The organism is Pseudoduganella sp. R-32 (assembly GCF_049913245.1).
In the GTDB taxonomy this organism is placed as follows: domain Bacteria; phylum Pseudomonadota; class Gammaproteobacteria; order Burkholderiales; family Burkholderiaceae_D; genus Rugamonas.
The window spans coordinates 1,983,869-2,001,180 of sequence record NZ_CP183987.1 but is presented as its reverse complement, the minus strand read 5'-3'; the positions used below and the strand labels follow the sequence as shown (position 1 = coordinate 2,001,180).

Genomic DNA, 17,312 nt, shown 5'->3' with positions numbered 1-17,312 from the left:
CCTTACATTTTTCGAGGCGCTACTTTTGCCATTTTAATCACATCCTGCCCCTCTGGTACAGGCGGCGCTGGCAGCGCGCGGTCGACCAGCAATACCAGTTTGCGCCGCGCCCATCCGCCCAACTGCCGCTCCAGCAACCAGTGCGAAGCCGAAGCAAGCGGAATCGCCAGCAACAGCGCGAGATAGACCTCATTCCAGCTTCGGGTGTGCAGGTAGTGCTGGTCCAGCCAGCGGGTCAAGACCACTTGGCCAAGAAAATGAGTGAGGTACATCGAGTAGGAGACGTTGCCGACCCACTGCAACCAGCGCGGCGTGCACAAGGTCACCGCTTTGCTGGCGATGGCCAGCACCAGCAGCATCAGTGCCAGCGGCCAGCCCCACCCTGCCGGCCCGTGAAATCCGCCCACGCCGGACCAGCCCCACCACAGCACGAAGCCTGCGCTGCAAGCCACGGCTTGCCAGGCCAGCGCCGCATTGGGGAAGCGGATGCCAGGGTTCAGGTAAAGCAAGCCGATCCCCATGCCGGCCACGAATTCCCAGATGATCGGGTTGGTCATCAGGTGCAGGTAAGGAGTGTCAAACATCAGGTACTGGCGCACGTCCAGCGTCGGCCCGCCTGCCGCCAAGGGCAGCAAGATCAGCGTCAGCACCATCCAGCTTGCCAGCGCTAGCCAGCGCAAGCGCCCTGCCAGCAAGCTGGCGCCAAACACCAGGTAAAAGTACATCTCGAACGCCAGCGTCCACGCCAGCGGGAACACCAGGCCAAAGAACGGGGCATCCTGCGCCGTCACCGGGCGCAAGGTCAATGATTGGAACAGTGCCTGCAGGTGTTCCGCATCCTGGAAGAACCACAGGCCATCGCGCTTGATGAAGATCCAGGCGAGCGTCACCACCACATAGGCCGGCCAGATGCGCGCAAAACGCTTGGCCGCGAACAGCGCCGCATCGCGCGGGCCGCCTGCGCCTTGGGTGGTGTAGACCATGATAAAGCCGCTAAGCAGGAAAAACAGGTCGACGCCCATCGCCCCTGGCAAAAACAGCGCGGTGGCCAATCCTTCATTCGGCGTACCGTCCAGGAAAAAGCGGCCATGTGTCAGGACCACCAGCAGCACGGCGAACCCGCGCAGGCCCTGCACCCAATCGAGCTTCATAATCTTCAGGCAAATTAGACAAAACGGCAATGTAGCACAGCCGCCCCGCTACCACGCCACCGTTGCGAGTGTAGAATATCGGCTGTTTTTCAAACGCTCCACCAATATCCCCAGATGACCGAACCTCAGAACTCCAACGGCAAACGCCTTAGCCCTATCCCCGCCTTTATCTTCATGTCCCGCTGGTTGCAGCTGCCGCTGTACCTGGGCCTGATCCTGGCGCAGTGCGTCTATGTGTTCCATTTCTGGGTCGAACTGAAGGACCTGATCGGCGCGGCGCTGGGCGACGCCCATTCGCTGGAACACATTATCGCCGTGACCTTCCACGGGGCTGAAGGCGCTCCCACCAAGCTGACCGAAACCGTGATCATGCTGGTGGTGCTGGGCCTGATCGACGTGGTCATGATCTCCAACCTGCTGATCATGGTGATCGTGGGCGGCTACGAAACTTTCGTCTCGCGCATGCACCTGGAAGACCACCCGGACCAGCCGGAATGGCTGTCGCACGTGAACGCCTCGGTGCTGAAGACCAAGCTGGCGATGGCGATAATCGGCATCTCCTCGATCCACCTGCTGAAGACCTTCATCAACGCGAAAGACTACGAGCCCAAGGTCCTGATCGCGCAAACCGTGATCCATATCGCATTCCTGCTGTCCGCAATGGCGATTGCGTACACCGATCGCATCACCACCCTGACGCACAACGATTCCAAGCACCACTAATTAGCCAACGAGCCAATCATGACCATCATCAAGCAAGACGACCTGATCGAATCTGTCGCCGCCGCGCTGCAGTACATCAGCTACTACCACCCTGCCGATTACATCCAGCACCTGGCGCGCGCGTACGAAGCCGAACAAAGCCCGGCCGCGAAAGATGCGATCGCCCAGATCCTGACCAACTCCCGCATGTGCGCGGAAGGCAAGCGTCCGATCTGCCAGGATACCGGCATGGTGAACGTCTTCCTGAAGATCGGCATGGGCGTGCGCTTTGAAGGCTTCAAGGGCACAGTGACCGACGCCGTCAATGAAGGCGTGCGCCGCGCGTACAACTTCTCCGACAACAAGCTGCGCGCGTCCATCGTGGCCGACCCGCACTTCGAGCGCAAGAACACCAAGGACAACACCCCGGCCGTGGTCCATATGGAACTGGTGGAAGGCAACACCGTGGAAGTAGCCGTTGCGGCCAAAGGCGGCGGCTCCGAGAACAAGACCAAGTTCGTCATGCTGAACCCTTCCGACTCGCTGGTTGACTGGGTGCTGAAGACCGTGCCGCTGATGGGCGCCGGCTGGTGCCCGCCAGGCATGCTGGGCATCGGTATCGGCGGCTCCGCCGAAAAAGCCATGCTGCTGGCCAAAGAGTCGCTGATGGAAGACATCGACATGTTCGAGCTGAAAAAGCGCGGCCCGCAGAACAAGCTGGAAGAGCTGCGTATCGAACTGTGCGACAAGATCAATGCCCTGGGCATCGGCGCGCAAGGCCTGGGCGGCCTGACCACCGTGCTGGACGTGAAGATCAATATGTACCCGACCCACGCAGCATCCAAGCCGGTCGCCATGATCCCGAACTGCGCGGCTACCCGCCACGCCCACTTCGTGCTGGATGGTTCCGGCCCGGCCTACATCGAGCCGCCAAAGCTGTCCGACTGGCCTGATGTCACCTGGGCTGCCGACACCGAGAAGTCCAAGCGCGTCGACCTGAACACCCTGACCAAGGAAGAAGTGGCGTCCTGGAAGCCGGGCCAGACCCTGCTCCTGAACGGCAAGATGCTGACCGGCCGCGATGCCGCCCACAAGCGCATCCAGGACATGCTGGCCAAGGGCGAGCAACTGCCGGTGGACTTCACCAACCGCGTAATCTATTACGTCGGCCCGGTCGATCCAGTGCGTGAAGAAGTCGTTGGCCCAGCCGGCCCGACGACCGCAACCCGCATGGACAAATTCACAGACATGATGCTGGAGAAAACCGGCCTGATCTCCATGGTCGGCAAGGCAGAACGCGGCCCAACCGCGATCGAATCGATCCAGAAGCACAAGTCGGCTTACCTGATGGCTGTCGGCGGCGCTGCTTACCTGGTGTCGAAGGCGATTAAGGGCGCCAAGGTTGTCGGCTTCGAAGATCTGGGCATGGAAGCGATCTATGAATTCGACGTGGTCGACATGCCTGTCACCGTCGCCGTCGATTCCACCGGCACTTCCGTGCACAACACCGGCCCGAAAGAGTGGCAGGTGAAGATCGAGTCCCTGAAGGCGGCGCAGCCAGCATAAATGGTCCATCCGATCCCCTCCTCCGCCGACGCGCCGATCGGCGTCTTTGACTCCGGCGTCGGAGGGCTCTCCGTGCTGCGCCATATCCATGCGCAGCTGCCGCACGAGCACGTGCTGTACTTCGCCGACTCCGCCTTTGCCCCCTACGGCGCCAAGACGGACGAATGGCTGGTGCAGCGCGCAATTGCGGTGACGGCTTTCCTGCTCGATAAGGGCGCCAAGGCGCTGGTGGTGGCCTGCAATACCGCCACCGTGGCCGCCATCAAGGCTGTCCGCGCCGCCTATCCTTCTCTGCCCGTGGTTGGCGTGGAACCGGGCCTGAAGCCTGGCGCCGCCGCCACCCGCAACGGCACGGTCGCAGTCCTGGCAACGGCAAGCACACTGCGCGGCGAGAAGTTCCTGGCGTTGCGCGAACAGATCTCCGGCTCAAACGGTACGCGCTTCCTGCTGCAGCCCTGCATCGGACTGGTAGAGCGCATCGAACAGGGCGATCTGACCGGTGACGAAACAGCAGCCATGCTGAAGGGCTATGTGGAACCGCTGCTGGAGCAAGGCGCCGATACGCTGGTCCTCGGCTGCACGCACTACCCGTTCGTGCGGGACGCCATCGCGCAGCTCGTTGCGGCACGCGGCGACGCTGCCGCGGTCACGCTGATCGACACCGGCGACGCCGTAGCCCGCCAACTGGCACGCCTGCTGGAAGGCGCCGGCCTGCTGCGTCCAGGAGGCACGCCAGCCCACCTGCATGGCTACACCAGCGGCAACGCAGAGGCTCTGAAGCAGCAGTTTGCCAGCCTGCTCGGACTGCATCCTCAGGTCGATTCCGTGGCCGTTTGAAATATATTTGCCAGATTATCGGAGTCCCTATATAATCTCGGCTCTGTCGCGCTACGGTGCGATGGAAAAGAAGTTTTCAGTGGTGGCTGTAGCTCAGTTGGTAGAGTCCAGGATTGTGATTCCTGTTGTCGTGGGTTCGAGCCCCATCAGCCACCCCAATTTCTTTAGCTGAAAACGAACGATGAAAATGGCCGCGCTTGCGGCCTTTTTTTCGTCCATACTTCGCGACAGTGCGACACACAAGGCGTCCAGCAATTTAACCTTGCCGTCGCCGTGACCGCATAAAGAAGAAATGCCCGCACGTAGCGGGCATTTTGCCAAAACCGAATCAGCCGGCAATTACAACAGAGCGTTAGCTGCTGTTTGACGGCAGTTTGCTGGCACGTACTTGAATTTATCTGCCGAATTAACGCTGCAAGCCCAAGTCAGTTGGCGCGCTGGAATAACGCCTTGGGCCAGCGGGGCACCCGGGGCACCACCGGCGCCTGTACCATCAAATGGGGTCATGGTGATCGTTAAACTGCCTGCTTTCGCGCTCGTGCTAACAGTAATTACACCGGTAGCGCTGATGGAAGTCGCAGTTACAATGTTTTGCGTCGCCTGACCTGCATTAAACGGAGTCGCAAGCGGAGTGCCATTTGCAGCGTTGTCGGCTACGGCAATTTTAGCGGCATCAGCAACAGCAATTGCTTCAGTCACCCGCGCGCGAACGGTGTAGTCCTGATAGGCGGGCAAGGCAACTGCCGCCAGAATACCAATGATCGCCACGACGATCATCAATTCGATCAAGGTAAAACCTTGCTGTTCCTGCTTCTTGTATTGTGCGAATTTCATATTTCCCCTGCTGAGTATTGAGAACGACAGCAACTCAAAGTTTTACTTCACACAGGATCTTTAGCAATGAGCGTGCCAGGGCAAATGGGCGATGTAGTTGCCGTACCGGGCATAGCGATTATGATAGCAGGACTGCCCGAGGCTGATGTGTCAGCCGCCAACGCTCAAGAATACTTTGCCATGGCCCAACCTTATGGGCGACAAATGAAAATGCCCGCAAAAGCGGGCATTTTTTGAATCGAACCGGAAGATATTACATCCTCCAGCTCGACTGATGAAACCAGAAGTCTTCGCTAATTACAGCAGAGCGGTAGCAGCAGCTTGACGGCAGTTTGCTGGTACGTACTTCCATTTGGTGGTGTCCACTACGTGGCAGGTCCAGGTCAGTTGGTTGGTTGGAACAGTGCCTTCGACCAGCGCGGTGCCTGGTGTGCCGCCGGTGCCAGCGCCATCAAATGGGGTCATGACGATGGTTACGCCACCAGCTTTTGCGGTCGTTACGACGGTAATTGCACCGGCAGTGGACACGGCAGGTGGAGTTGCGATGTTTTGCGTAGCTGCGCCTGGATTCAGGCCGTTTGCGAACGGAGTGCCGTTAGCAGCGTTGTCGGCTACGGTAACTTTAGCGGCATCGGCAGCAGTAATTGCTTCAGCAACACGGGAACGAACGGTGTAGTCCTGGTAAGCAGGCAGGGCAACAGCTGCCAGAATACCAATGATCGCCACAACGATCATCAGTTCGATCAGGGTGAAACCCTGCTGTGCTTGCTTCTTGTATTGTGCGAATTTCATGCTTCTCTCCTGTTGAGTGTTGGGAGCCTCATCGGCTCAAAGTTTTGCTGCACACCGCATACTATGCAATGAGCGTGCCAGGCCAAATTCGCGATGTTTTTGCCGTTTTTTGGCAATATCTTTGGTGCATCACGCCCGGTGGCGCAGGTCCATGCTGCGCCACCGTTTTGGCGTGGCACGACAATCAGCGTATCATCCGGACTTGGCACAGCCTTTGATGCGCCATGGCAACTATTACCCCGTCAGTTCCTGCCCAGAACATTCGTGAAATGTTCGCTGGCAAACTTTACTGAAGATGAGAAATGAACCAACAGATCAAAATTAGCACCGCCATCACATTGACCGGTTGGAGCAAGCGCACGTTTTGGCGCAGATTTGCCGACGGTTCGGTGGAGCGGGGCGCCGAGAACCATGTCAAAGCAAATGAAGTATCGACAGTTGTGCTGGATTCAATACTTCCTCACCTATGGGTGACGCTAACTGCCGAGGATTTACAGCTTGTATTAGCTGCAGATGCGGGCCATGCGCAGGCCCAGTCCGATCTGGCACTACTTTTTCGTGACCTAGAGAAGCACAAGGAGGCGCTGTACTGGCTCGAACTCGCGATCAAGCAGGGCGATGTGAGCGCGATGCACTGGATGGGCCGTGCTTACGTCGAGGGCACGGGCGTTCCCAAGGACGACAATTTAGGGCTGATGTGGATTGCGAAGGCCGCAGCTGGTGGCCATATCGTATCGCAGGCACAAATTTCCGGCCTGATTCGCTGTGTTACTGCGCAGCGCAGCGATTGAAGATTAACTATTTCGTGGAGTTTCCCTGCAGTTCATCGTGGGGGGCCTATTCACCCCTAAATTTTCTTAACCTTTGATTTCATTGAGAATCGAAGCGGCATCCAGCAAATCTGAAACTCATCTGCCACACAACCTATTGTTCGACAGACTGGGGAAACAAGAAGGGGAGCCTTAGCTCCCCCGGTTTATCAATAGTGATAGCGACACGAAATGATGACCAACTCATCGTCATAAACTTCGTATACAAGTCGGTTCGTTTCGTCAATTCTTCTTGACCAACAACCAGCCAGGCTATGTTTCAGTGGCTCAGGCTTTCCGGGGCCCTCAAAAGGTTCCCGCCGGGCAGCTTGAATCAGGTCATTAATACGTTTGAGAGTTCTCTTATCTTGCGTTTGCCAGTAGATGTAGCTTTCCCAAGCCTCATCTGTGAACTTCAGATTGCGCATTTTGCTGTTCCTCTACATCGGAAATGTTTACCAGTTCCCGATGCTTCGCCTTGCCAGAGCGGGCCTGCGCGATGGATCTTGCAAGATGAGCCGCGTTAGCCGGCGAGCTCAACAAGTGTACAGTTTCCATTAGGCTGCTGTAATGATCAAAGGACATGACTACTGCATCTGGCGCATCTCGGCGCGAAATAACCGTTACGTCAGCATCCTCAACCACTTGGTCGATGACAGCCCGTAGACTGTTGCGAGCATCAGAAAAGTTGATGATTCTCATTTGGTACTCCGTTCGTTCAATACTTTTTCAGTAGTCAGTGATCGCAGGTGTCGTCGTATTCGCAGGTGTATTGTGAACAGCCAAGACTTGTACAATAAATAGTACACATCGAAGTATATCTTAAATCTTGCAGATGGCAAGCATAGATACCAGCAGTGGTCGCCCAGGCTAAGGCCTCCGCTCCGCCCCCCGGTTGGTAATTTGGCATCCCTGAAATATAATTAATTTCAGACAACCCTCCAGGATTCGTGTGGACTTCCAGTCTTTGAGTTGCTCGCAGTGTGGCGGAGTGCTGCCACGCCAGGCCATTTGGCGCACCGTCGAGTGCCCTTATTGCGCCGCCACCGTCACCCGTTCCGATGCCGTCGTCGACGTGGCGCGCTTCCGCGAAGCGCTCCTGCGCTTCCAGAACGACCCGGCCGGCCAGGATGCCCGCTGCGGCGAACGGCGCTACCGCATCATCCGTCAGTTATACGAAGGCGCCGGTTCGCGTGTCGTGCTGGCACGCCGCTGCGGGCGGCTGGGCGAACACGTGGTGCTGAAATACGCCGACGCGGTCAAGCTGGGGCGCGAGCGCGACATCCTGCGCCAACTGCAGGCGGACACCTCGCCGGGCTCCGCATATTTCTCGCAGCGCCTGCCCGAATCGATCGCACTGGGCCCGGACGGCAATGGCGGCACGGTACACGTACTGCGCCATCCACCGGGCTATTGGGGCAGCCTGGCCGAAGTCCACCGGTTTAATGGAACCGGTCTTGATGCGCGCCATGTGGTCTGGATGTGGCGCCGCGTACTTGAAGCGCTGGCGCACGTGCACAGCATCGGCTGGAGCCACGGCGCGGTGAGCCTGGAACATATGCTGGTGCACCCTGCCGACCATGGTGTGTTCATGATCGGCTGGTCAGGCGCGAAGCGGGCTGGCGACCAGTCGCGCGACTTGCTGCAGTCGGCGTGGAGCATGCGCGCCCTTCTCGCCGGCCAGCGTGCTGGAGACGACGCGCCAGCCTTGCCGGCGTCGGTACCGGCGCCATTGGCGCAGCTGCTGCAGCGCGCCTGTTCCGACGCCCGCTGGCTGCGGGCGCAAGGTGCCGCAGGCTTGCACTACGAAGTCACCAGCGCAGCGGCAGCCGCTTTCGGCCCGCCGCGCTTCCTGCATTTTCACCCAACACCCTAAACGTATCCAAAGGAGCCAAATTGGGACACGGTAACTACTCCTTCTCCGCACACGTCGCCCTGGTCGCCGACCGTGCATCCGCATCGCGTACTGAAGTATTCCAGCAGCGCAGCTGTCATCCGCTGATGAACCCCAAGGGCATCAAGATGCGCGAGTCGCGCGATAATCCCGATCATCCGAATTCGCTGGGCATTGTGTTCGCGCTCGACGTCACCGGTTCGATGGGCGACATCCCGCAGCAGCTGGCGACGAAAGAGCTGCCGACCTTCATGCGCTTACTGATGGCTTGCGGCGTCCCGGACCCGCAAATCCAGTTCATGGCAATCGGCGATGCGGTATCCGACCATGCGCCTCTGCAGGTCGGCCAGTTCGAATCGACCGCGGAATTGATGGACCAGTGGCTGACCTGGAGCTATATCGAAGGCGGCGGGGGCGGCTCGGGCGAGGAGAGCTATGAACTGGCCTTCTACATGGCGGCCCAGCACACCGACCTCGATTGCTGGGCCAAGCGCCGCAAGAAAGGCTACTTGTTCCTGACCGGCGATGAACTGCCCTACCCTGCGGTGTCGCGCCACCAGGTCGAAGCACTGGTCGGCGACCGCCTTGACCAGGACTTGCCGATTGAAGAGGTGATCGCAGCCGCTTCCGAGACTTTCCACTTGTTCTTCCTGATTCCCGACCTGCAGCGCCGCCAGCGATGCGAAGCGCGCTGGCGCGAGCTGCTGGGCGACCATGTGATCTGCATGGAAGCGCCGCAAGATGCCTGCGCAGTTGCCGCCTCCATCGTGGCCCTGACCGAAGGCGCCTTGCCGAAGCTGGACTCCTTGCCAGGCGTTCTGTCCGGCGAAGGCATTGACGGCGGCCGCGTGTCCGCTATCGTCCGCGCCTTGCGCCCGTATGCAGCCCTGCTGGATAACGGCACGGCGCATGACATTCCGGTGTCGTCGCCGGCCGTGGCGCTTGGCGAGCGCCCTTGGTGGAGGCGTCTGTTTGGTTGAGGGTAGGATCGTATCGGTCATCGGACTGGCCTTTGGCGACTGCGGTAAAGGCTTGTTCACGGATTACCTTTGCCGCGCCAGGTCGGCGCACACGGTCATGCGCTTCAACGGCGGAGCACAGGCCGGGCACAACGTGATCCTGCCTGACGGCCGCCATCACACCTTCTCCCAGTTCGGCGCCGGCACGTTCAATCCCGGCGTTGCGACCGTCTTGTCCGCGCCAGTCGTGGTCCATCCGACCGCGCTGCTGGTCGAAGAAACCTACCTGCAGCGCGCGGGCATCAGCGACGCGCTGGACCGCCTGCTCATCGATGCCCGCTGCCTCGTCACCACGCCATACCACGAGGCAGCCGGCCGCCTGCGCGAACGCGCACGTGGCGCTGCTGCGCACGGAAGCTGTGGCGTAGGTTTCGGCGAAACGGTGGGCCATGCACTGGCCCAGCCCGAACAGGCGATTCGCTATGGCGACTTGCTGCATCGCTCACGCGTCCGCAACAAGCTGGAAGCCATGCGCCACTACCTGCGCGCTGCGCTTCCCGCCCGCGCGGCGGCGCTGGACCGTCAAGACGCGGCAATCCTGGCCGATCCAGGTTTCGGGCAGCTGTGGTTCGAACACGTACAACGCCTTATCGCCAAGGTAGCGCCCTCCGCGCCCGAACAGGTCGCCGCACAACTAGCGCGACCTGGCAGTATTGTGATGGAAGGCGCCCAGGGAATGCTGCTCGATGAGGGGCACGGCTTCCACCCGCATACGACGTGGAGCAGCACCGGCCCCGTTGCCGCCGAAGCCGCTCTGGCCGGCTACGGCGTCTCTGAACGCATCAGGCATTTCGGAGCAATGCGCAGCTACCTCACCCGCCACGGCCAAGGTCCCATGCCGACCGAAGACCAGGCTTTGCAAGCCCTGGCTGAACCGCATAACGCCGATAGCGGCTGGCAAGGCACCTTCCGCCGCGGTCATCCAGACGCCGTCCTGCTGCGCTACGCGCTTGCCGCCGCCGGCCGCATCGAAGGCCTGCTGGTCAGCCACCTCGACGCATTCCGGGGCGGGGCCGAACTGCGCTGGGCCCACAGCTACAAGCTTCACGGCGGTGAAATCCGCGACCTCCCCCTCTCCGGCCAGCCCGACCTGGTTCACCAGGAAACGCTGTGCGGGCAGCTGCGCGCTGCGAGCCCCAACTACGCCGACACGCCCATCGCCAACGCCGACGCATTCGTCGATGAACTGCAAAGCCTCACAAACCTGCCCGTGGTCCTCGGCTCGTACGGCCCGACCTGGCAACACATTCGAACTGGAAAATAGGGCGCATTCCGACCGCATTGCCGCCTAAGCTGGCGGCATGGATACCTACCCCGTCATTGAATTCCGCCGCTACACGACTGTAGAAGGCGGGCAGGCAGCGTTCTCACGCTATTTCGAAACCCTGTTCCCGGAAGCCTTCCAGCAGCTGGGCGCGCTGGCGCTCGGCCAGTTCACCGAGCGCGGCAACCCGAACAGCTTCCTCTGGATGCGCGGCTTCACCAGTTGGGAGCAGCGCGCCGTGGTCAACGCCGCGTTTTACTACGGCCCGGTGTGGAAGGAGCACAAAGCCACGCTGAACGGGCTGATGACCGACAGCGACAACGTGCTGCTGCTCCGCCCTTTGCAACCCGGCAGCGGCGTGCCCGTCATGCCCGCCGTCGATCCGGTGCTGGAGTCTGAAGGCGCACAGGGCGAAGCGGTAGCGGTCCTCTGTTCGGTGAAGCCCGGCCAGCTGGAGCGCTTTGCCGCACTGGCAGCGCCGGCCTTCGCGGCCTGGCGCGATGCCGGCTGGCGCGACGCCGGCACCCTTGTCACGCTCGACATGCCGAACAACTTCCCGCAATTGCCGGTGCGCGGCGATGGCCCGCACCTGGTCTGGCTGGGCAGCGCCGCACCGGGCTGCCAGCCGCCAGCGCTGGAAGCACTCCCTGACCCGGCCCGCGACCTGCTGCGCGAACCGCCCGAACGCATCCTGCTGCGACCGACGCATCGTTCGCGCCTGCGTTACCACACGAAAATTTAGGCAACATTCGTTGTGCTACAGCATTTGTTTTGGGGATAGAATATCGACTCAGAGAACGTTGCAAATATGGAAGAAGTCATGTCTGAGTTGAAAGAACTATCCACTTACAGCAAGGACACCCCGGTTGGCCTGCCTGCCATTGGCGGGCGCGCCGGCGTGTTCGTCCCGACCGACCTGTTCGACCTCGCCAATTCCACCACCATCCGCAAGGGGGCCGGCATTGTCGGCTTTGGCAACCCGGACGGTTCGCTCACCATCTACTTCGAAGCCAACCGCTTTGACGAATCCTCCCTGCACAAATGGGAAAACAAGGCGCGCAAGGCATACGATCGCATGGTCGCCGTGGCGCCGACCGTTTCCAAAGCCAAGATGGATGCCCGGTTCCTGGAGCAGGTTGGCTATATCGACGGCGCCGGCATTACGCTGAAGGAGCCGGACCGCCTGAACGACTGGCTGAACCTGTCCAACGCCCTGGATACCGCGCCGGAGGCGCCTGTCGTGTTATGGGGTAAAAAATAGCGGACGAGCAATAGTCCTACAAAGGCATCGGCAGCTCTCCGATGCCTTTTTTGTTTGCACTTGATTAAGATGAGATCATAATCTTAGGCAGGAGCATCCCATGTCCCACCATCCATTTGCCAGCAGCGCTGTGCTGCTTAGCCTGGTGGCCTCTGCAACCTGGCTGCTGTGCTCGGCGGACGTGCTGACGCACATCCCCCTCTTCTTCCACTGATTACCAGCGACGGCCACGATAGCCGTGGCGATGGCGGTTGGTGAACAGGAAGTCAAAGCCAATTGTCACCGGCGGGTAAGCATACACCGGCGCTGGCGCATAGTAAGGCGCAGGCGCCACATAGACTGGCTGCGGCGCAACATACACAGGCTGCTGTTCAACATACACCGGCTCGCTCGAATAGGTCACCTGCGAACCGGAACGCGCAGCGGTACCGTTCGGCACCGGCGTCACCGAAACCGTCCGCCATTCATATGGATTGCTGGAGGCATAGCGCACCGGCTGTTGGGTGGCGCAACCGGCCAGGCCCAGGGCCAGCACCGGCAAGATCATCAAGGTTTTCATGGCATTCTCCTTCCCAGGATTCAACTATAGGGAAAAATCGCGCGCATGTCGCAGGTTTTACAAATGCTTACCGCGGGCAACTCAAATATACGGGATGTCGCAATTGTCGACCGCCTTGCCCGCCGCATCGACGCGCTGGGCACATAGCCGGTAAGTGATCCCATAATCCATGTCGACCCGGTACACCTTGCCATACGGCAGGGATACCGTCTCCTGCAACACGTGCTGGTAGCTCAGGGCCGGCACGTCGGCCGGCACCGCGATCGATGTATGGAAGTTGCGGCGGCGGTCTTGCTGGCGGCGGTGCACGTCGACGTTCAGCCCCAAGTCGAGCGTAATGCCGCCGCGCTCGAAGGCGTAGCGCGTGACGTTGCGCGAGGCAAGCAGCACGCCCCAGGCGCAAGGCAGGGCATCCGGGCAATGTTTGAGCTGGGCCAAGGGGAAGATTTCCTCGTTATTACTCAATTCCTGGAGCTGCCAGGCGGTGCGAGTACCGTCCAGCTTGCCGCTCGCCGCATTCGGCCAGGTCATGGAATTGACGACAACAACATACTGCTTGTTGCGCACCGGGTCATTCGGGTCGCGCCACATGGCGCAACCGGATAGCAAAATGCCGGCTAGTGGAACGAGAAACAGAACTTTCATACGGGCTATCCAGACGTAATACCCGCAGATTAACAAAAAACGGCCCACGAGGGGCCGTTTTCTTGTACAGGAACACCGGTCAGTCGAGCTTCCAGGCGTAGTCCACCTTGGTCCAGGTCTCGGCCGGCGCACCGTCCTTGGTGCCCGGCTTGAACTTGCAGGCGCTCAGCGCCTTCATTGCAGCCTTGTCCAGGTTCTTGAAGCCGGATGACTTGTCCAGCTTGGAATCCTTGACGTCGCCGTTGGCGGCAACCAGGAAGGACATGCTCACGGTGCCCTGCTCTTCATTCATCAGGGACGCTTTTGGATACTCAGCCTTGCAATTCTTGGCATCGAACGATGCTGGTACTTCGGCCGCGAAGGCCGATGCGCCCATTGCGAGCGCTGCAGTGATAACACTCAACTTGGTCATCATGATGTTCCCCTACCGAATGAGAAAAGAAATGATTTACAGGGACCAGACGTAGTCGACCTTGGTCCAGGTCTGGGCTACGGCGCCGTCCTTGGTGCCTGGTTTGAATTTGCAAGCGGTAATGGCCTTGACTGCCGCCTTGTCCAGGTTCTTGAAGCCGCTGGATTTATCCACTTTGGAATCCATCACCTCGCCCGAAGCCGAGATCAGGAAGGACATGGTGACCTGGCCCTGTTCCTCGTTCATCAAGGAAGCTTTCGGGTATTCAGCCTTGCAGTTCTTGGCATCGAATACTGCTGGGGTTTCGCCCGCGAATGCGGAAACGGAAACGATGGATGCTGCGATAAAACCAATCAGACGCTTGTTCATTTCAAATCCCAATCAAAATTTATAAAAGACTGCGGGTGTGTCCCCGATTATTAGAATTCTTCCCATTCGTCGCTGCCGGCGGTGGCGGCCACCACTTTCTTCGGTGCTGGCGCGCTCGCGGCATGCCGCTCGCCCGGCTTGGCGGGAGCCGCGCGTTTCGCCGGAGCCTTCGGCACCACGGCAACAGCGGTCTGGGTGACGGCCGGCTTGGCGGCGGTCAGCGCAAATTCGGTTTCAGCGTCCAGCTTGAAGATCGACACCACGCGCGACAGCTCGCCAGCCTGGTCTTGCAGCGACTGCGCAGCGGCAGCAGCTTCTTCCACCAGCGCAGCGTTCTGCTGGGTCATGGCATCCATCTCGATGATGGACTGGTTCACCTGCTCGATGCCGGCGCTCTGTTCCTGCGAAGCGCTGGCGATTTCGCTCATGATGTCGGTGACGCGGCGCACGGAAGCAACCACTTCATCCATGGTCACGCCAGCCTGGCCGACCAGTTTCGAACCACGTTCCACTTTCTCGACCGAGTCGCCGATCAGGGACTTGATTTCTTTCGCGGCGCCAGCGGAACGCTGGGCCAGGTTGCGCACTTCCGATGCCACCACGGCGAAGCCGCGGCCCTGTTCACCGGCACGCGCTGCTTCGACAGCGGCGTTCAGCGCCAGGATATTGGTCTGGAAGGCGATACCGTCGATCACGCCGATGATGTCGACGATCTTGTTGGCGGAAGCATTGATCGAGCTCATGGTCTCGACCACTTGCGATACCACCTGGCCGCCTTTCAGCGCCACGTCGGAAGCCGATGCTGCCAGCTGGTTGGCTTCGCGGGCGTTGTCGGCATTCTGCTTCACGGTGGAGGTCAGTTCTTCCATCGCGGAAGCAGTCTTCTCCAGCGACGAAGCCTGCATTTCGGTACGCGACGACAGGTCGATATTGCCGGCAGCGATTTCGCGCGAAGCGGTGCCGATGGTTTCGGTACCCTGGCGCACCTGGCCAACGATATCCACCAGGCTGTCGCGCATTTCCTTGATTTCGACCAGCAGCGAATCCTTGTCGGTGGACGAGGTGTCGATCTGCACCGACAGGTCGCCATTGGCGATGGCGCCAGCGATCGACGCCGTGTAGTCAGGCTCGCCGCCCAGTTGCTTCAGCAGGCCGCGGGTGATGACCCAGGCTGCGAAGATCGACACTACCGTGGCGGCCAGGCCTGCCACGATCATGAACAGGCGTGCCGACGAGAAGCCTTCAGCGGCTTCCACTTTCATTTCTTCGTTGATCTTGTCTTCCAGCGAAGCCAGTTGGACCAATGCTTCGGTCCACTTCTTCTGCGCCGGCTTGATTTCCTTCAGGTAGATCTTGGTTGCGGCCAGGGCATCATTGGCCAGCCACAGTTCGGATGCCTTCTTCACGGCAGGCAGCACCAGCGCTTCCTGCGCCTTCACTTGCGTCAGCAGTGCTTTTTCTTCTGGCGTGGCATCCTTGGCGTAGAGGGCGCTCAGCTTGGCATCGGCGTCCTGGTAATCCTTCAGCTCTTTGTTGATGCGGGCCAGTTCCGGCTCCATGTCGGAAGGTTCGGACATCAGCGTCAGGATCTTCAGGTCGCTGACGTTTTCAACGTTGTTACGCATGTCGACCACCAGCCGGGTAGCCACAGCATTCACACTCACCACATGATCCAGGCGGTCCTGAATCTGAGCCATGCGCCAGATGCCGACGATGGTGATAATGACGAGAAACGCCAGTACCAGGAAAAATCCGAGGGCGAGGCGGGCCCCTACTTTCATTTTGCTCAAATTCATTTCGGCTCTTAATTAGAAGATTTTCGATTGCCTGAAGGATGCTTTAGTGAAACATTAACCACATCCACTGACCCTTGCTGCTACGCAAGTATCGACAGTAGCAAACTATGACTGCGAATGCAAAGACCGCTATCGCCGCGGGATGAAACCTGTCGTATTTCATCCCAAAAACGCGGTAGGAACCGCAAATTGCAAGTGTGTATCAAGGAAATTATAGACGTGAGGTTTCCACAGGGCAAGCAAATTTTGCTTACCCTGTTGGCAATTGAACTTCCTTCGGAGAAACAGCTCAGCAGCAGCGCAAATCGGAAGTGAATACGCAGGACAACTCGCGTTTACTTGGTTCGACTGAAAGCGTCGAGCAGGATTGCCGGATCGCCTGCCGCGAGTTTGCTGGCATCGGACAAGGTCTGGCGATACTGGCGCGCGCCCTGCAAACCCTGGGCCAGGCCCAGCATATGACGGGTGATGGTGTTGATCTTCAAGCCCTTGCCGCCCTCTTTCGCAAGCTGCTCCTCGATATACGGCATCATCGCCTCGAGCACCTGCTGGCGGCTGCGCGGAGGCTCGCTCGCCCCGTAGTAGCGCTGGTCGAAGGCAGCCATCAGATAAGGGTTATGGTAAGCCTCGCGGCCCAGCATCACGCCATCCACGTGCTGCAGGTGGGTATCGATTTCTTCGAGGGTCTTGATGCCGCCGTTGATCAGGATCTCGAACTGGGGGAAGTCTTTTTTGAGCTGGTAAGCGTATTCGTACTTCAGCGGCGGAATCTCGCGGTTTTCCTTGGGCGACAAGCCCTTCAGGATAGCGTTACGCGCATGCACCACGAAGGTCGTGCAGCCGGCTTCCGCCACGGTACCGACGAAATCGCGCACGAAGCCGTAGCTTTCCTCATGGTCGATGCCAATGCGGTGCTTGACGGTGACCTCGATATCGACCGCATCCTTCATCGCCTTGACGCAATCGCGCACCAGCTGCGGCTCGGTCATCAGGCAAGCGCCGAAAGCGCCCTTCTGCACCCGCGGCGACGGGCAGCCGCAATTCAGGTTGATTTCATCGTAACCCCACTTCTCGCCCAGTTTGGCGGAAATGGCAAGATCCTTCGGATCGGAGCCGCCAAGCTGCAGCGCCACCGGATGCTCCTCCTCATTGAAGCGCAGGTGGCGCTCCACATCGCCGTATACCAATGCCCCGGTCGTCACCATCTCCGTGTACAGCCAGGTGTACTGCGAGATCAGGCGATGGAAATGGCGGCAATGGCGGTCGGTCCAATCCATCATCGGCGCCACGGACAGGCGGCGGGAAGGCTTGGGGGCGATCGGGGTGGTCATAATGCAAAGGTCAACAAGAAGGGCCGCATATTATAGCGAAAGTCGGGGTCAGGTCTGGCAATCCGCCATTT

General features: G+C 59.6%; 21 protein-coding genes and 1 tRNA gene. 11 read left to right on the top strand and 11 right to left on the bottom strand.

Annotation, left to right across the window (positions count from 1 at the left end; all coding sequences use genetic code 11):
- Positions 1–2: 2 nt before the first annotated feature.
- Positions 3–1,151: an acyltransferase family protein gene (locus tag ACN9MU_RS09230; RefSeq protein ID WP_426344458.1), complete on the bottom strand. Its 1,149-nt coding sequence runs from the start codon at positions 1,149–1,151 to the stop codon at positions 3–5.
- 114 nt (positions 1,152–1,265) lie between these two features.
- Here ACN9MU_RS09230 and ACN9MU_RS09225 point away from each other — a divergent pair, with 114 nt between their 5' ends.
- The 4 genes from ACN9MU_RS09225 to ACN9MU_RS09210 all read left to right on the top strand — a co-directional run bounded on the left by ACN9MU_RS09225 (position 1,266) and on the right by ACN9MU_RS09210 (position 4,414).
- The gene (locus ACN9MU_RS09225) at positions 1,266–1,874 is read left to right on the top strand and encodes a TIGR00645 family protein (protein ID WP_426169946.1); all 609 of its coding nucleotides are present in this window, start codon (positions 1,266–1,268) and stop codon (positions 1,872–1,874) included.
- An 18-nt stretch (positions 1,875–1,892) separates the two neighbouring features.
- On the top strand, positions 1,893–3,419 hold the full coding sequence (locus ACN9MU_RS09220) for a fumarate hydratase (RefSeq protein ID WP_426169944.1): 1,527 nt from the start codon (positions 1,893–1,895) through the stop codon (positions 3,417–3,419).
- Positions 3,420–4,256 carry a glutamate racemase gene (gene murI, locus ACN9MU_RS09215; RefSeq protein WP_426321848.1) on the top strand — a complete coding sequence of 279 codons (837 nt, stop codon included), beginning with the start codon at positions 3,420–3,422 and terminating at the stop codon, positions 4,254–4,256.
- Positions 4,257–4,338: 82 nt separating this feature from the next.
- Positions 4,339–4,414 (top strand) — tRNA-His (locus ACN9MU_RS09210).
- A gap of 181 nt (positions 4,415–4,595) precedes the next feature.
- On the opposite strand, the gene ACN9MU_RS09205 is transcribed toward ACN9MU_RS09210, so the two are convergent.
- Positions 4,596–5,090 (bottom strand): pilin, encoded by a 495-nt coding sequence (locus tag ACN9MU_RS09205; protein ID WP_426321846.1) that lies wholly within the window; start codon positions 5,088–5,090, stop codon positions 4,596–4,598.
- Between the two features lie 66 nt (positions 5,091–5,156).
- Between ACN9MU_RS09205 and ACN9MU_RS09200 the strand changes: the two genes are divergently transcribed.
- Positions 5,157–5,327, top strand: a complete 171-nt coding sequence (locus tag ACN9MU_RS09200; protein WP_426344457.1) for a hypothetical protein — start codon at positions 5,157–5,159, stop codon at positions 5,325–5,327.
- A 60-nt stretch (positions 5,328–5,387) separates the two neighbouring features.
- Here ACN9MU_RS09200 and ACN9MU_RS09195 read toward each other — a convergent pair whose 3' ends face one another.
- Positions 5,388–5,882 carry a pilin gene (locus tag ACN9MU_RS09195; RefSeq protein WP_426321842.1) on the bottom strand — a complete coding sequence of 165 codons (495 nt, stop codon included), beginning with the start codon at positions 5,880–5,882 and terminating at the stop codon, positions 5,388–5,390.
- A gap of 302 nt (positions 5,883–6,184) precedes the next feature.
- On the opposite strand from ACN9MU_RS09195, the gene ACN9MU_RS09190 reads away from it, so the two are divergent.
- Positions 6,185–6,673, top strand: coding sequence for a tetratricopeptide repeat protein (locus ACN9MU_RS09190; protein WP_426321840.1), 489 nt, complete (start codon positions 6,185–6,187; stop codon positions 6,671–6,673).
- Positions 6,674–6,861: 188 nt separating this feature from the next.
- Here the strand turns inward: ACN9MU_RS09190 and ACN9MU_RS09185 are convergent, their stop codons facing one another.
- The gene (locus ACN9MU_RS09185; RefSeq protein ID WP_426321838.1) at positions 6,862–7,119 is read right to left on the bottom strand and encodes a Txe/YoeB family addiction module toxin; all 258 of its coding nucleotides are present in this window, start codon (positions 7,117–7,119) and stop codon (positions 6,862–6,864) included.
- Positions 7,094–7,393, bottom strand: a complete 300-nt coding sequence (locus ACN9MU_RS09180) for a type II toxin-antitoxin system Phd/YefM family antitoxin (protein WP_426321836.1) — start codon at positions 7,391–7,393, stop codon at positions 7,094–7,096. The genes ACN9MU_RS09185 and ACN9MU_RS09180 overlap by 26 nt, the downstream gene beginning before the upstream one ends.
- Positions 7,394–7,682: 289 nt before the next feature.
- Between ACN9MU_RS09180 and ACN9MU_RS09175 the strand changes: the two genes are divergently transcribed.
- The 5 genes from ACN9MU_RS09175 (at position 7,683) to ACN9MU_RS09155 (ending at position 12,129) form a co-directional block, all read left to right on the top strand.
- The gene (locus ACN9MU_RS09175) at positions 7,683–8,567 is read left to right on the top strand and encodes a protein kinase family protein (RefSeq protein WP_426344456.1); all 885 of its coding nucleotides are present in this window, start codon (positions 7,683–7,685) and stop codon (positions 8,565–8,567) included.
- Positions 8,568–8,587: 20 nt separating this feature from the next.
- The gene (locus ACN9MU_RS09170) at positions 8,588–9,565 is read left to right on the top strand and encodes a VWA domain-containing protein (protein WP_426344455.1); all 978 of its coding nucleotides are present in this window, start codon (positions 8,588–8,590) and stop codon (positions 9,563–9,565) included.
- The gene (locus ACN9MU_RS09165) at positions 9,558–10,868 is read left to right on the top strand and encodes an adenylosuccinate synthetase (RefSeq protein WP_426344454.1); all 1,311 of its coding nucleotides are present in this window, start codon (positions 9,558–9,560) and stop codon (positions 10,866–10,868) included. Before ACN9MU_RS09170 ends, ACN9MU_RS09165 begins: the two co-directional genes overlap by 8 nt.
- Before the next feature lie 37 nt (positions 10,869–10,905).
- The gene (locus ACN9MU_RS09160) at positions 10,906–11,610 is read left to right on the top strand and encodes an NIPSNAP family protein (RefSeq protein WP_426321828.1); all 705 of its coding nucleotides are present in this window, start codon (positions 10,906–10,908) and stop codon (positions 11,608–11,610) included.
- A gap of 78 nt (positions 11,611–11,688) precedes the next feature.
- Positions 11,689–12,129 (top strand): hypothetical protein, encoded by a 441-nt coding sequence (locus ACN9MU_RS09155; RefSeq protein WP_426169913.1) that lies wholly within the window; start codon positions 11,689–11,691, stop codon positions 12,127–12,129.
- 214 nt (positions 12,130–12,343) lie between these two features.
- Here the strand turns inward: ACN9MU_RS09155 and ACN9MU_RS09150 are convergent, their stop codons facing one another.
- The 6 genes from ACN9MU_RS09150 to dusA all read right to left on the bottom strand — a co-directional run bounded on the left by ACN9MU_RS09150 (position 12,344) and on the right by dusA (position 17,241).
- Positions 12,344–12,688 carry a hypothetical protein gene (locus ACN9MU_RS09150; protein ID WP_426169910.1) on the bottom strand — a complete coding sequence of 115 codons (345 nt, stop codon included), beginning with the start codon at positions 12,686–12,688 and terminating at the stop codon, positions 12,344–12,346.
- A gap of 81 nt (positions 12,689–12,769) precedes the next feature.
- The gene (locus tag ACN9MU_RS09145) at positions 12,770–13,333 is read right to left on the bottom strand and encodes a hypothetical protein (RefSeq protein WP_426169907.1); all 564 of its coding nucleotides are present in this window, start codon (positions 13,331–13,333) and stop codon (positions 12,770–12,772) included.
- Between the two features lie 79 nt (positions 13,334–13,412).
- Positions 13,413–13,745, bottom strand: a complete 333-nt coding sequence (locus tag ACN9MU_RS09140) for an energy transducer TonB (protein WP_426172157.1) — start codon at positions 13,743–13,745, stop codon at positions 13,413–13,415.
- A 36-nt stretch (positions 13,746–13,781) separates the two neighbouring features.
- Positions 13,782–14,114, bottom strand: coding sequence for an energy transducer TonB (locus tag ACN9MU_RS09135; RefSeq protein WP_426169904.1), 333 nt, complete (start codon positions 14,112–14,114; stop codon positions 13,782–13,784).
- Between the two features lie 50 nt (positions 14,115–14,164).
- On the bottom strand, positions 14,165–15,910 hold the full coding sequence (locus ACN9MU_RS09130) for a methyl-accepting chemotaxis protein (protein WP_426169902.1): 1,746 nt from the start codon (positions 15,908–15,910) through the stop codon (positions 14,165–14,167).
- A 335-nt stretch (positions 15,911–16,245) separates the two neighbouring features.
- Positions 16,246–17,241 carry a tRNA dihydrouridine(20/20a) synthase DusA gene (gene dusA, locus ACN9MU_RS09125; protein WP_426344453.1) on the bottom strand — a complete coding sequence of 332 codons (996 nt, stop codon included), beginning with the start codon at positions 17,239–17,241 and terminating at the stop codon, positions 16,246–16,248.
- Positions 17,242–17,312 lie beyond the last annotated feature (71 nt).

Coding starts and splice junctions, on each gene's coding strand:
- ACN9MU_RS09180 (WP_426321836.1), bottom strand. CDS start 7,393: ATGAGAATCATCAACTTTTCTGATGCTCGCAACAGTCTACGGGCTGTC.
- ACN9MU_RS09190 (WP_426321840.1), top strand. CDS start 6,185: ATGAACCAACAGATCAAAATTAGCACCGCCATCACATTGACCGGTTGG.
- dusA (WP_426344453.1), bottom strand. CDS start 17,241: ATGACCACCCCGATCGCCCCCAAGCCTTCCCGCCGCCTGTCCGTGGCG.
- ACN9MU_RS09145 (WP_426169907.1), bottom strand. CDS start 13,333: ATGAAAGTTCTGTTTCTCGTTCCACTAGCCGGCATTTTGCTATCCGGT.
- ACN9MU_RS09205 (WP_426321846.1), bottom strand. CDS start 5,090: ATGAAATTCGCACAATACAAGAAGCAGGAACAGCAAGGTTTTACCTTG.
- ACN9MU_RS09225 (WP_426169946.1), top strand. CDS start 1,266: ATGACCGAACCTCAGAACTCCAACGGCAAACGCCTTAGCCCTATCCCC.
- ACN9MU_RS09195 (WP_426321842.1), bottom strand. CDS start 5,882: ATGAAATTCGCACAATACAAGAAGCAAGCACAGCAGGGTTTCACCCTG.
- ACN9MU_RS09185 (WP_426321838.1), bottom strand. CDS start 7,119: ATGCGCAATCTGAAGTTCACAGATGAGGCTTGGGAAAGCTACATCTAC.
- ACN9MU_RS09160 (WP_426321828.1), top strand. CDS start 10,906: ATGGATACCTACCCCGTCATTGAATTCCGCCGCTACACGACTGTAGAA.
- ACN9MU_RS09230 (WP_426344458.1), bottom strand. CDS start 1,151: ATGAAGCTCGATTGGGTGCAGGGCCTGCGCGGGTTCGCCGTGCTGCTG.
- ACN9MU_RS09140 (WP_426172157.1), bottom strand. CDS start 13,745: ATGACCAAGTTGAGTGTTATCACTGCAGCGCTCGCAATGGGCGCATCG.
- ACN9MU_RS09155 (WP_426169913.1), top strand. CDS start 11,689: ATGTCTGAGTTGAAAGAACTATCCACTTACAGCAAGGACACCCCGGTT.
- ACN9MU_RS09150 (WP_426169910.1), bottom strand. CDS start 12,688: ATGAAAACCTTGATGATCTTGCCGGTGCTGGCCCTGGGCCTGGCCGGT.
- ACN9MU_RS09220 (WP_426169944.1), top strand. CDS start 1,893: ATGACCATCATCAAGCAAGACGACCTGATCGAATCTGTCGCCGCCGCG.
- ACN9MU_RS09135 (WP_426169904.1), bottom strand. CDS start 14,114: ATGAACAAGCGTCTGATTGGTTTTATCGCAGCATCCATCGTTTCCGTT.
- ACN9MU_RS09200 (WP_426344457.1), top strand. CDS start 5,157: ATGAGCGTGCCAGGGCAAATGGGCGATGTAGTTGCCGTACCGGGCATA.
- ACN9MU_RS09130 (WP_426169902.1), bottom strand. CDS start 15,910: ATGAATTTGAGCAAAATGAAAGTAGGGGCCCGCCTCGCCCTCGGATTT.
- murI (WP_426321848.1), top strand. CDS start 3,420: ATGGTCCATCCGATCCCCTCCTCCGCCGACGCGCCGATCGGCGTCTTT.